This is a genomic window from Paraburkholderia sp. SIMBA_054 (assembly GCF_046534875.1).
Lineage (GTDB): Bacteria > Pseudomonadota > Gammaproteobacteria > Burkholderiales > Burkholderiaceae > Paraburkholderia > Paraburkholderia hospita.
The window spans coordinates 50,569-63,150 of record NZ_JAWRXV010000057.1; the positions used below are offsets into that span (position 1 = coordinate 50,569).

At 64.2% G+C, this 12,582-nt stretch carries 10 protein-coding genes; 6 read left to right on the forward strand and 4 right to left on the reverse strand.

The window, feature by feature from the left end:
• Positions 1-12: 12 nt before the first annotated feature.
• Both SB822_RS42795 and SB822_RS42800 read right to left on the reverse strand, forming a co-directional pair.
• Complete coding sequence (locus SB822_RS42795; RefSeq protein WP_410857514.1) at positions 13-1,056, reverse strand: patatin-like phospholipase family protein; 1,044 nt, start codon at positions 1,054-1,056, stop codon at positions 13-15.
• Positions 1,057-1,180: 124 nt separating this feature from the next.
• Positions 1,181-1,750, reverse strand: a complete 570-nt coding sequence (locus tag SB822_RS42800; protein ID WP_410857515.1) for a hypothetical protein — start codon at positions 1,748-1,750, stop codon at positions 1,181-1,183.
• A 926-nt stretch (positions 1,751-2,676) separates the two neighbouring features.
• Here SB822_RS42800 and SB822_RS42805 point away from each other — a divergent pair.
• On the forward strand, positions 2,677-3,669 hold the full coding sequence (locus SB822_RS42805; RefSeq protein ID WP_410857516.1) for an LLM class flavin-dependent oxidoreductase: 993 nt from the start codon (positions 2,677-2,679) through the stop codon (positions 3,667-3,669).
• 745 nt (positions 3,670-4,414) lie between these two features.
• Here the strand turns inward: SB822_RS42805 and SB822_RS42810 are convergent.
• The gene (locus SB822_RS42810) at positions 4,415-5,440 is read right to left on the reverse strand and encodes an alpha/beta fold hydrolase (RefSeq protein ID WP_410857517.1); all 1,026 of its coding nucleotides are present in this window, start codon (positions 5,438-5,440) and stop codon (positions 4,415-4,417) included.
• Between the two features lie 548 nt (positions 5,441-5,988).
• On the opposite strand from SB822_RS42810, the gene glgC reads away from it, so the two are divergent.
• From glgC to SB822_RS42830, 4 genes are all read left to right on the forward strand, one after another.
• Positions 5,989-7,263 (forward strand): glucose-1-phosphate adenylyltransferase, encoded by a 1,275-nt coding sequence (glgC, locus tag SB822_RS42815; protein WP_007738423.1) that lies wholly within the window; start codon positions 5,989-5,991, stop codon positions 7,261-7,263.
• A 224-nt stretch (positions 7,264-7,487) separates the two neighbouring features.
• Complete coding sequence (glgA, locus tag SB822_RS42820) at positions 7,488-8,948, forward strand: glycogen synthase GlgA (RefSeq protein ID WP_086919197.1); 1,461 nt, start codon at positions 7,488-7,490, stop codon at positions 8,946-8,948.
• Positions 8,949-9,205: 257 nt separating this feature from the next.
• Positions 9,206-10,069 (forward strand): pyridoxal kinase PdxY, encoded by an 864-nt coding sequence (pdxY, locus tag SB822_RS42825; protein ID WP_009770434.1) that lies wholly within the window; start codon positions 9,206-9,208, stop codon positions 10,067-10,069.
• Positions 10,070-10,194: 125 nt separating this feature from the next.
• Positions 10,195-10,656 (forward strand): hypothetical protein, encoded by a 462-nt coding sequence (locus SB822_RS42830; RefSeq protein ID WP_079499225.1) that lies wholly within the window; start codon positions 10,195-10,197, stop codon positions 10,654-10,656.
• Positions 10,657-10,803: 147 nt separating this feature from the next.
• Here the strand turns inward: SB822_RS42830 and SB822_RS42835 are convergent, their stop codons facing one another.
• Complete coding sequence (locus SB822_RS42835) at positions 10,804-11,004, reverse strand: hypothetical protein (RefSeq protein WP_039902266.1); 201 nt, start codon at positions 11,002-11,004, stop codon at positions 10,804-10,806.
• 196 nt (positions 11,005-11,200) lie between these two features.
• On the opposite strand from SB822_RS42835, the gene SB822_RS42840 reads away from it, so the two are divergent.
• Entirely contained in the window at positions 11,201-12,355 is a 1,155-nt protein-coding gene (locus SB822_RS42840) for a branched-chain amino acid ABC transporter substrate-binding protein (RefSeq protein ID WP_007738431.1), read from the forward strand.
• Positions 12,356-12,582: the final 227 nt, after the last annotated feature.

Sequence of the window (12,582 nt, forward strand, 5' to 3'; positions counted from 1 at the left end):
TCGGGTCACGTATCAATCGATGCCGAGACATGCGCGGATTGCGGGCAGCATCGCCTCGACGGCCGCGCGCCCTTCCGCAATCGCGGGCTCCGCACGGTGAAAGTCGAAGATGCCCATACCCGCGAGGCGCGGCTGGATCAGGATGTCGGCCGGTTCGCCCGCGAGGCGGCTGCGCGTGATCCGCACCTGCATGATGTCGATGCTTTGCGCGATCGAACTGAGCATCGACGGCACGCGCGCGCTCGGCGCAGGCGCCACGCGCACATCACGCGAATGCTGTTCGGGCGAAGGCTGCAGCCAGTTCGGAAACGGCTTGCCGTTGCGCCGTAGCAAAACAGGCGGCGCCGGCGTCGCGATCGCGGGCGGCGGCGCGTCGGGATCGAGCGGCAGCTGCTCGGATTCTTCGACGGCTCGCTCGATGACGGCCTCGATCGATTCTTCCGTCGGCATGGGCGGCAGATCGACCACCGCGCCGCCGAAGTCGCGGCCATTGAGAATGTCGTTGTTCAGGTCCACGGCGATCACGCAGTCGGCCCGCATGCCGCGCGCCGCCGATACGGGCACGGGGTTCGACAGCCCGCCGTCGACGAGCCACACGCCCTCATGCAGCACCGGCGTGAAAATGCCTGGAATCGCAATCGACGCGCGCACGGCATCCACCACGCCGCCGTCCTGCAGCCACGTCTCGCGGCCCGAATCGAGTTCCGTCGCGACGGCGGCGAACGGCATCTGCAACTGGCTGATCTCGCGTCCGTTGAAGCGGTTCGCAAACACCTGGATGACTTTCCTGCCGCCGAGCAGCCCGCCCGAAAAGCGCAGATCGAGCAGACGCACGACCGACTGCCACGTGAGCCCCGTCACCCACTCTTCTAGCCAGTCGAGATCGCCGTTCGCATAGACGGCGCCGACCAGCGCGCCGATCGACGTGCCCGCCACGAGGTCCGGCTTGATGCCCGCGTCGTGCAGCGCCCGGATCGCCCCGATGTGCGCCCAGCCGCGCGCGGCCCCGCCGCCGAGCACGAGGCCGATGCGCTTGTATCGCCTACGTGTGGCCATTGTTGTTTTCTCCCTTGTTTGCAGGCGTTTTCTGTTTGGACCGTGGCGTTCGTCTGTCGTTTTCAGCCCTCTTTCCAGCCTTCGCTTGCGGTCGCCCTGCTCGCCCTGGCTTATCCGCCCTCCGTCAGTGCCCGCGCATCACGTCCGAGCGCGAGGTCGTGTAGACGACGTGATTGACGTCGAAGTGCACGTTGAAAAAGCCCTCTTCGGTGACGCCGCCTTCGCGCCACTTCCAGCTCCATACCGTCTCGGGTTTGAGCGGATAAACGGCCACCTCGCCGGGCTTGCCGAGCAGGCGGCGCACTTCGTCTTCCGTCATGCCGGAGCGGATCTTCGCGAAGTTCGCGGCCGTCAGCACCTGCGTGATCGACTGCAACGTGCCGTCCGGGCCGATGTCGACCATGTATGTGTTGAGGCCTTGTGGACCGCGCGGATATTCGAACCGCTTCGAGCCGTCGGTGAACTGGCGCTCGGTTTCGGGCTTGCCCATCTGGTCGCGGATCTGCGCTTCCGTCGTGATGCCGGGCGTGAGTCCTTTCAGAAGCAGCGCATCCGGTTTGACGGCGTTGAAAAATTCCTTGAGCTTTTGCACTGCTTGCTCGCTCTGCTGGTCGTCGCAGCCGGCGAGCGCGGACAGCGCGCCTGCCATGGCCACGGAAAGCATCATGTTGCGCAACGAGGTGCGATTAACCATCTTCGAAAACTTGCTAGACACAAATGATGTGAACGACACAGAGCATAACCCGGTCGACAGCCGGATCGCGAACGATGGCTGTGCAGATGTGTATGGAAAGTTAAAGAATTGCTACGCGAGATTTCTCGTGCGCGAGAAGTGGGATCTGCGATGAACCCACGGAGAAGGCTTGCGAAGGGGAACGTGGTGGCGAATGCAGCAACATCGAAAGCGTTTCGGCCAGAAGCCACATGTGCTTCTGGCCGTGACGCAATTTTCACTGCTATGACGACCGCAACGACAGCGGCCGCTGGCCCCTCGACTATCCGGCAAGTGCTGACAATCTAGCGTCAGGTTCGAAAATGCGCGAGAGCGCGTTTACACCGAATCGGCTGACGAATCGCATGCGATCTCGCGTGCGGCGGCCAACGATTAGCGTCGGCACGCCAGCCTCGTGATTGCGTGATGCGTGTGAAGTCGCCGCGCCGACGCGCCGGGCGTCCTGCCTGCACCCGGCTGACCCGGCCGACCCGGTTCGTCCGGTGTGCATTGCGTAGCCGACCTACGCGTGACGTGAGGGGCCGACCGGCGTCGAGGTCCGTGGAGGCCGCCGCCTCGTCACGCGGGCATGCATTGCGCAGATCCGCGTCGTTGGCGGCGACGATGACACATTAACGCCCGCGCGCGCGTGATTCCGTGCGACGGCACACGCATCGGACCTTCTCGAAGCGGCCGGAAATGCATTTCGAGCCCTGTTTTCAGGGGTTTTCTGCATCGCTGGCCGCGCGGCCTCCGATTCGCGCACACGCCGACCCTGCTGCCGACAGGGACATGATCAGCCCGCCAGCAGGAACGGGAGCGCTTTGGCACAATCCCGTTTTCCCGCACGCCACGCGGACCCGCGCTTCGTCCTTGCAAAAGACGATAGTTGGCCGCACATCGATTCCATGATCCCCTTTTCCGTCCTCGACCTTTCTCCCATCACGGCTGGCGCGAGCGCGGCCGATGCGTTCCGCAATTCGCTCGATCTCGCGCAGCACGCCGAGCAATGGGACTACAAGCGCTTCTGGCTCGCCGAGCATCACAACATGACGGGTATCGCGAGCGCGGCGACGTCGGTCGTGATCGCGCATGTCGCGGGCGGCACGAAGACGATCCGCGTCGGCTCGGGCGGCGTGATGCTGCCGAATCACGCGCCGCTCGTGATCGCCGAGCAGTTCGGCACGCTGGCGTCGCTGTTTCCGGGGCGCATCGATCTGGGCCTGGGCCGCGCGCCCGGCACCGACCAGACCACCGCCCGCGCGCTGCGCCGCGATCTGAACGGCAGCGCCGATTCGTTCCCTGACGACGTCGTCGAGCTGCAGCGCTACTTTGCCGATCCCGTGCCGGGGCAGCGCGTGCGCGCCGTGCCGGGCGCCGGCCTGAAGGTGCCGTTGTGGCTGCTCGGCTCGAGTCTGTTCAGCGCTCAACTGGCGGCCGCGCTCGGTCTGCCGTTCGCGTTCGCGTCGCACTTCGCGCCGGATTACATGATGCAGGCGCTGCACGTGTATCGCGCGCAGTTCCGTCCGTCGGAGACGCTCGACAAGCCTTACGCGATGGTCGGCGTGAACCTGTTCGCCGCCGACACCAATGACGAAGCGCGCCGCCTCTTCACGTCGCTGCAGCAGCAGTTCATCAATCTGCGGCGCGGCACGCCGGGCCAGTTGCAGCCGCCCGTCGATCACCTCGCCGTGTCGGAGATGGAGTTGAGCAGCGTGCAGCACTCGCTGGGGTGCTCGGTGATCGGCGATCGCGAGACGGTGCGCGACGGCCTGCGCTCGATCATCCAGCAGACGGGCGCAAACGAATTGATGCTCACCGCGCAAATCTACGATCACGCGGCGCGGCTGCGTTCGTTCGAAATCGGCGCGCAAGTGCGCGAGGAGCTAGGCGACGCTTGAGCCCGGCGGTAGCCGGTACCACGCCGGCACGCACACCCGCGTCCGTTTGAAGCGAAGGCGCACCGCTGCCTTTGTTTCGAACGCACATTCGCGTGGTCAATGGTTTCCGGCAACAGATGATTCATTCAGCTGTACGACTCGCCGCCGATGAGAACGCCCGTCAAGGGGCGCCTCTCTCGTCTATCACTCGTTTTGCTGCGTTGAATCCTGCCGTCAAGGCGTCATCTTCCGTGCCGAAGACTTGATTTCCTTCCGCGACGAGCCCAATCGGCGCGCCTACCGGTCTTCTCGGGTCCACCGTGCAGATACTCACTACTGCAACGTACCCCACCGGGGGCCCATATGTGAATTCGCTTGACACAGCCCGCACAGACTCAAGCTTCACGGTGACCTCAAAGCCTTTGTACGAGTACATTTTTTCCATTGATTTACTCCCAGCCTGGCAGACCGCGAGCCGGTCGCACGCTCGAAGACAACGTAGCACAACAACATGCCGTGCAGCGCTGGTTTTTGCGGTCGGTAGCCAAGGCACAAATCCTGGCGGCTCGCGATTCGCTTGAATGCGCTCACAGCGACCGCCATCACCGTGGCTGCCTGCGGGCATGTGACGGCGCCTACAACTCAACAGTTCGGTTTGCCATGCGGTCGCCTAGACGAGGCACTGCACCGCAAAATGCCCCGACAGTTTTTCCAATCGATGAACAACGCAGGAATACGCTGGCGGGACAGAAAGCCGTTTGAACGCTCACCGATTCGTCGGCACCGCCGCCAACCCGTCCAGCAACGCCTTGTGAAATGCCGCTGGGTCCTGCATCTGCGGCGCGTGGCCGAGTTCGGCGAATTCGACGAGCGTCGCGTGCGGAATCGCCTTCGCTGCCGCCTTCCCCAGCTCCGGGTAATGACCGATCTTCGCGCGTACCTCAGGAGGCGCGGCGTCCTTGCCGATCGCGGTCGTATCCGTCTGCCCGATCAGCAGCAGCGTCGGCATCTTCAGCAGCCCAAGTTCGTACACGACAGGCTGCGTGGAGATCATGTCGTACAGCAGCGCCGAATCCCACGCGACTTCCTTCTTGCCCGGCCCGCGGTACATCCCCGCGAGCATCTGCACCCACGGCTCGAAATCGCTGCGCCACTGGCCCGAGTAGTAGGTCGCCTGCTCGTAGCGGCGAATGCCGTCCGCCGTGGTCTTCAGTTCGCGCTCGTACCACTGGTCGACAGATAGCGACGGCACGCCCTTCGCCTTCCAGTCCTCCAGCCCGATGGGATTGACGAGCACCAGTTGCTGCGTCTGCGCCGGGTACATCAGCGCGTAGCGGATGGCCAGCATGCCGCCCGTCGAATGTCCGACGATAGTCGCGTTCTTCACGCCAATCGATTCGAGCAGCGCATGCGTGTTGCGCGCCAGCTGCTGAAAGCTGAATTGGTAGCGCTGCGGCTTGCTCGACTTGCAAAAGCCGATCTGGTCGGGCGCGATCACGCGATAACCCGCCGTCGACAGCCGCTCGATCGTGCTTTCCCATGTCGCGCCGCAAAAATTCTTGCCGTGCAGCAGCACGACGGTGCGGCCGTTCGGATGCTCGGGCGCGATGTCCATGTAAGCCATATGCAGCGCCTCGCCCTGCGACGTGAACTCGAACTGCCGCACGGGCGCGGGATAGTTGAAGCCCTGCAACTCGGGGCCGTACGCGGGACCGTCGTCGGCGGCCGCGCTCGACGCAGGCGCGGCGGCGGCATTGACGGCTTCGGCGGCGCACGCGTCGAGGCCCAGCATGGCGATGCAGGCGGACAGGGAAACGGCAACGAGGGATGAACGGAGTGTCATAGGGTGGCGGACAAAGGCAAGGACAGGAGCAAGGGAAACACAGGCCCGTCATGATGCACGCGTCGCGGCCCGCTTGCAGCGGCGCGTGCAACGGCCTCGCCCGAAGCAGCCGCGCCCGCGCGTCAAACAGCCGTTTCAAGTCCCGCGCGGGTTCTGCGCTTGGTCCGTCCGGCATAATTTGCCCGAACGGCTGACGGCCAGGCATCGCGAAGCCGCCTTTTCTACCGGCCCGCGCGCGGCCTATCCCGCCGGACCACGCACGAATGTGGCATGGCGAACGCGGCATGTTGCGCGCGGCAGGCGCATGGTCCAGACTAATCGCTGGCCGGCGGGAACGTGCATTGCGGACGCCAGCCGACAGCCAGGGCCAGAAGCCATCGCGCAAAAGACCAAGACCACAACAACAACGCACAGCGTCAGATAAAAGACAGAAAAACACAGCAACGCCGGGGCAAAGAAAAGCTTCCACCAGGGCTCACCAATAAACGGAGACGCACATGGATTCGCCGGCAAGCCTCAACGATCTTCAACACACGACACTCGCCATCGTCCTCGCGGGCGGACGCGGCACGCGCCTCGGACCGCTGACGAACAAGCGCGTGAAGCCCGCCGTGCACTTCGGCGGCAAATACCGGATCATCGATTTCGCGCTGTCCAACTGCCTGAACTCGGGCATCCGCCGGATTGCCGTCGTCACGCAGTACAAGGCGCACTCGCTGCTGCGGCACGTGCAGCGCGGCTGGGGCTTCCTGCGCGGCGAGTTCAACGAGTTCATCGACCTGTGGCCGGCGCAGCAGCGCGTCGAAGGCGCGCACTGGTATCGCGGCACGGCCGACGCCGTGTTCCAGAACCTCGACATCATCCGTTCGATCGGCCCGAAATACGTCGTCGTGCTGGCGGGCGATCACATCTACAAGATGGACTACACGCGGATGGTGATGGATCACGTCGAATCGGGCGCCGATTGCACGGTCGGCTGCATCGAGGTGCCGCGCATGGAAGCGACGGCATTCGGCGTGATGCACGTCGACGAGCAGCGCCGCGTGACGGGCTTCGTCGAAAAGCCCGCCGATCCGCCCGCGATGCCCGGCCGGCCTGACATCGCGCTCGCCAGCATGGGCATCTACGTGTTCAGCGCCGACTACCTGTACTCGCTGCTCGAGGAGAACATCAGCAGCGTCGCGACGGACCACGATTTCGGCAAGGACATCATTCCGCGCGTCGTCACGACGGGGACGGCGATCGCGCATCCGTTCAGCATGTCGTGCGTGTCGTCGGACCCGAGCGTCGAGCCGTACTGGCGCGACGTCGGCACGATCGACGCGTACTGGGCCGCGAATCTCGATCTGGCGTCGACGATTCCCACGCTCGACCTCTACGACCGCAACTGGCCGATCTGGACGCACCAGGAACAGCTGCCGCCCGCCAAGTTCGTGCGCGACCTGAACGGGCTGCAAGGCTCGGGCACCAACCTGATCGTGTGCGGCGGCTGCGTGATCTCCGGCTCGCAGATTTCGCGCTCGGTGCTGTCGTCGAATGTGGTCGTGAGTTCGTTCTGTAACATCGCTGAGGCAGTCTTGTTGCCGCAGGTGTCGATCGGCGCGAGCTGCCGCCTGCGCAAGGTCGTAATCGACCGCGGCTGCCAGATTCCCGACGGCACCGTGATCGGCGAAGACCCGGTGCGCGACGGCGAACGCTTCTATCGGACCGACAGCGGCGTCGTGCTGGTGACGGCCGAGGCGCTCAAGCGGCAGTCGGCGGCTGCACGGTAGCGTTCGGCGGGCGGACACGGCAGGCACGGCGACCGCAGGCGGCACGCGACGAAGCGCGACGCAGTGCGCGGCACTCCGGCGGGTGCCGCCGCGCGCTGTCGGTCTCCGTTGCGCTCCGTCAAGCTCCGTTATGCGCGCGCTGCACGGCGCGGATCGACACCGTGCGGCGCACCGAAACGACACTGCGCAATCCACCGCAACCCTAGCGAACAGGACTGAAGCCCATGACGATCCGCGCGCTGCATGTCGCAAGCGAGCTGTATCCCCTTCTGAAAACGGGCGGCCTCGCCGATGTCGTGGGCGCGCTGCCGCCCGCGCTGATCGAACTGGGCGCCGACGCCCGCGTGCTGCTGCCCGGCTTTCCCGCTGTGGTAGCCGGGCTGTCGGACCTGCAGCCCGTCGCGCGGATTGGCGATCGCTTCGGCGCGTCGAACGTCAGGCTGGAGCGCGGCACGCTGAGCGCGAACGGCCTCGTCGTCTACGTGATCCGCGCGCAGACGCTGTACGACCGCGACGGCAACCCGTATCTCGACGCCGAACACGTGCCGTACGGCGACAACGCTCAACGCTTCGCGATGCTCGGCTGGACGGCGGCGCAGATCGCGCAGCATCTCGACCCCGCATGGGCGCCGCAGGTCGTCCACGCGCACGACTGGCACGCGGGGCTCGCGCCCGCCTATCTGAAAGCGGCCGAACGCGAGCACGGCAAGCCCGCCGCGCGCACGGTGTTCACCGTCCACAACCTCGCGTATCAGGGCGTCTTCCCGTCGCAGCAGTTCGGCCAGCTCGGACTGCCCGCCGACTTCTTCAATATGAGCGGCGTCGAGTTCTACGGACAGATGTCGTTCCTGAAGGCGGGCCTGTTCTACAGCGACCGCATCACGACCGTCAGCCCGACCTATGCGCGCGAAATCCAGACGCTCGCGCAGGGTGGCGGGCTGGACGGGCTGTTGAGCCAGCGCTCGCACGATCTGTCGGGCATTCTGAACGGCGTCGACTATACGATCTGGCAGCCGACCACCGACTCGCTGATCGCCGCGCACTACACGGACACGCGCCTTGCCGGCAAGCGTGCGTGCAAGACCGCGCTGCAGGAGCGCTTCCATCTCGCGCCGAAAAGCGACGCGCTGCTGTTCGGCGTCGTGAGCCGGCTGACTGAACAGAAAGGCCTCGATCTGCTGCTCGCGGCGCTGCCCGAAATCATCAAGCGCGGCGGCCAACTGGTGGTGTTCGGCACGGGCGACCCGGCGCTCGAAAACGGCTTGCAACTCGTCGCGCAGGCGCATCCCGAAAGCGTCGCCGTCGAACTCGGTTTCGACGAAACGCTCGCGCATCAGATCGTCGCGGGCAGCGACGTGATTGCCGTGCCGTCGCGTTTCGAGCCGTGCGGCCTGACGCAGCTCTATGCGCTCGCGTATGGGTCGCTGCCGCTGGTGCATCGCGTGGGCGGCCTTGCTGATACGGTCGTCGACGCCTCGCTGGAAAACATCGCCGACGATCAGGCAACAGGCTTTGTGTTCGAGCGCTTCGAGCCGGAAGCGCTCACGGCCGCGATCCGCCGCGCATTCGCGCTGTACGCGCGGCGCACCGACTGGAAAGCCACGCAGCGCCGCGCGATGCGCCAGGACTTCGGCTGGGGCGCGTCGGCAGAACGCTATCTCGCGCTGTACCGCGAGCTGGTGTGAGCGGATAAGCGCGCCGCATGATCTTGCGCAACATCGGCTAGCGCATTGATGGTTCGGCGCAACACGACGGGGCCGGATCGATTCCGGCGCGCGAAAACTCATGTATCTTGTGATGAACAGAGCGTGACGCGCCCTGTCGGCGATGCGCTGTCGCGCATCGTCGTTCGTTGTTCGCCGCGCCAAAGCGGTGCATCGAAGCTGCTCATCCGTTGCGCATTCTTTCTTCCGGCGCCCTTCCCGCGCCGTATCGGTTCGACATGAAAAACGTTCTGAGCATCCAGTCGCACGTCGTATTCGGGCACGCGGGCAACAGCGCCTCGGTGTTCCCGATGCGGCGTCTTGGCGTCAATGTGTGGCCGCTCAACACGGTGCAGTTCTCGAACCATACGCAGTACGGTCATTGGGAAGGCAGTGCGATCGATGCGTCGCAGATGCTCGCGCTCGTCGAAGGGATTGGCGCGATCGGCGTGCTGCCGCGCTGCGACGCGGTGCTGTCGGGCTATCTCGGCACGCCCGAGCAGGCGCAGTCGGTGATCGAGATCGTGCGCGCCGTGAAGTCGGCGAATCCGCATGCACGCTATTTCTGCGATCCGGTGATGGGCACGTCGACGGGCTGTCGCGTCGAGCCGGGCATCCAGGAGTTTCTGGTCCGGACGATGCCCGAGGTGTCCGACGTGATGTGCCCGAACCATAGCGAGTTGCAGCGGCTCGTGGGACGCGAGATCGAGACCGTCGAGGAAGCCGTCGCGGCGTGCCGGGAGGTGATGGAGCGCGGGCCGAGGATGATGCTCGTCAAGCATCTGCTCGATCGCAACAGCCTCGCGGACCGCTTCAACATGCTCGTCGTCACGGAGCGCGAAGCCTGGATGGGACAACGGCCGCTCTATCCGTTCGCGCGGCAGCCGGTAGGCGTCGGCGATCTGACGAGCGCGGTGTTCGTCGCGCGCACGCTGCTCGGCGACTCGGTGCGTAGCGCGTTCGAGCATACGGTCGCCGCCGTGAACGCCGTCGTGCACGCGACGTGGGACGCCGGGCGTTATGAGCTGGAGATCATCGCCGCGCAGGATGAAATCGCCCGTCCGCGGGAATGGTTCGATGCGTGGGTGGTGGAGTCGGCGTAAGCAGCAGACTTAAGGCAACGGGCACGAGACACGCCTGCGTCAGCCTGACGTCCTATAATGCGTGCCGCGCGTAAAAACGCGCGGCATTTTTTATTGGCACTGGTTGACTGGCAAGAGAGGCATCGATGGACGGCACTATCCGCAGCGAACGTGAAGAGCAGTTTGAAGAGTTGTGCATCAGCGTCGACGCAGACGAGACGCACGAGCAGGAAGCGATCGAATTCTTCGAAGCGCAATTCGGCGAAGCGGATTTCGATGCCGCGCAATGGCTCGATATTGCGCTGTACTATTCGCCCGCCGTCGCGCGCGGCATCGTCGACATGGTCACGCCCGACGACAAGGCGCGCAGCAACATCGCCCAGGTGATCGCCGACAATCTCGACATCTCGTACGGTGAAGACGAGTGCCAGCAGTTCGCGGAAACCATCCAGTTCGCGCTGGCCAATGGCGTGCCCGTCGATCTCGACGTGGTGCTCGACGGTTGTCACCGCGCGATCGACGACCTCGATACGTGGGCCGAAGACGACGTGAAGGAACCGCTGCTACGTCTGCGCGAAGAACTGTTGCGTATGCAGGGCGAGCAGTGAACGCCCCGCGCTAGAACACACCTACGCACACACCTGCGCGCAGCGCTTTCGGCATCAGGCGCTGCGCGCTTCAAACGTGCCCGATCAGGCGGCACGGCAAGCGCATCACGCGGCCCTCCTCCGCGCCCTCCTGCTCGACATCCCGCTTCATCTTCGCAGCCGACGCTTAAAAACGAGCGGCGGCGCTGTGCTGAAATGCGCATCCAACATGCCGCGAACTGCCAAGACGCACGCATATTGGCTTTCTATATTCGCGCCACGGATCGGCTGCAGCACGCGGGTTGCGCGACATTCCCGGTCCGTCGACAGACGGCGCGCAATGGTTTTGGCTTTGGTGTTTTCCAGCATTGCCTTGCACACTGCATCGTCCGTAATCTCGTCCGTGTTTTTAGTCCGTGCATTGTTTGCATACGCATTGAAGGAGACCTGTCGACACACTGCATCGCGCAATCCGACCGGCAGCGCCGCGCTTTCGAATCACGCGCGGCGCGCACTGCAAGCCGGCTGTTTTTCCCATCCCTGTCTGCCGATGTAAGGAGAAACCATGAGCTTTTGCAAGACGCTGAACCCGTTTGCCGTGATGTTGGGCGCCGTGCTGTCCATCGCGCCGCTCGCCAGTTTCGCCGCCGACGAACTGCCCGTGAAAATCGGCTTCGCCGCGCCGATGACGGGCGCCAACGCCGGCTACGGCAAAGACCTGCAGAACGGCGTGCGGCTTGCCCTCGAGGAAGCCAACGCGCAGAAGATCAAGATTGGCGACAAGGTCGCTCACTTCGATCTCGTGTCCGAGGACGATCAGGCCGACCCGCGCATCGGCGTGCAGGCCGCGCAGAAACTGGTTGACCAGAACGTGTCGGGCATCGTCGGCCATTTCAATTCGGGCACGACGATCCCCGCTTCGCAGATTTATGAGCAGGCGGGCATTCCGATGATCGACCCTGCCGCGACGAACCCGACCATCACGAATCGTGGGTTTGCGAACACGTTCATGGTGATCTCGACGGACGCGCAAAACGCCGGCAACGCGGGCACGTACGCAGTGAAAACCACCAAGGCCAAGCGCATTGCGATCATCGACGACCGCACGGCATTCGGCCAGGGTGAAGCGGACGAGTTCGAGAAGGCGGTGAAGGCGGCGGGCGGCAACATCGTTGCGCGCGAGTTCACGAGCAACACGGCTGTCGACTTCAGCACGCAGCTCACGAAGATCAAGTCGACCAATGCCGATCTGATTTTCTTCGGCGGGCTCGATACGCAGGCGGCTGCGATTGCGAAGAAGATGAAGCAGCTTGGGATGACGGCGCAACTGCTGGGTGGCGGCGGCGTTGAAGACCCTGAGTTCATCAAGCTTGCTGGCGATGCGGCCGAAGGCGCGATGGCGTGGGAGTATGGCCGTCCGCTCGCGCAACTGCCGGGTGGCAAGGACTTCTCGGCGAAGTTCAAGAAGCGGTTTGGCGATGACATTCTGTCGTATGCGCCGTTCGGGTATGACGCGGCGTGGGCCGTGATCAAGGCGATGGAGACGGCGAAGTCGACGGATCCGAAGGTTTATCGCTCCGCGCTGAAGTCGATCAGTTTTGAAGGGGTGACGGGGACGATTTCGTTTGATGCCACGGGGGCGTTGAAGAGTGCTGCTTCTACGCTGTATCAGGTTAAGAATGGGGTTTGGGTTCCTGTCGTTACGAAGAGTGGGGTTTAAGGTTTAGGGTTTGGGTTTGGTTTTGCCAGCGGGCGCTGTGTTTTGGTTTGCATGGCGCTTTGCTGGCATTCGCAGGTTGTGCTTTCGCGGCGCGGACGTTGCCTATCGGTGTTCTTGCTTTTTCGCTGGCATCCGCGCTATGCCTTCGCCCTTCAAGCGTCGCCCCTGTGCGGGGCGGCACCTACTTTTCTTTGCCGCCGCAAAGAAAAGTAGGCAAAAGAAAGCGG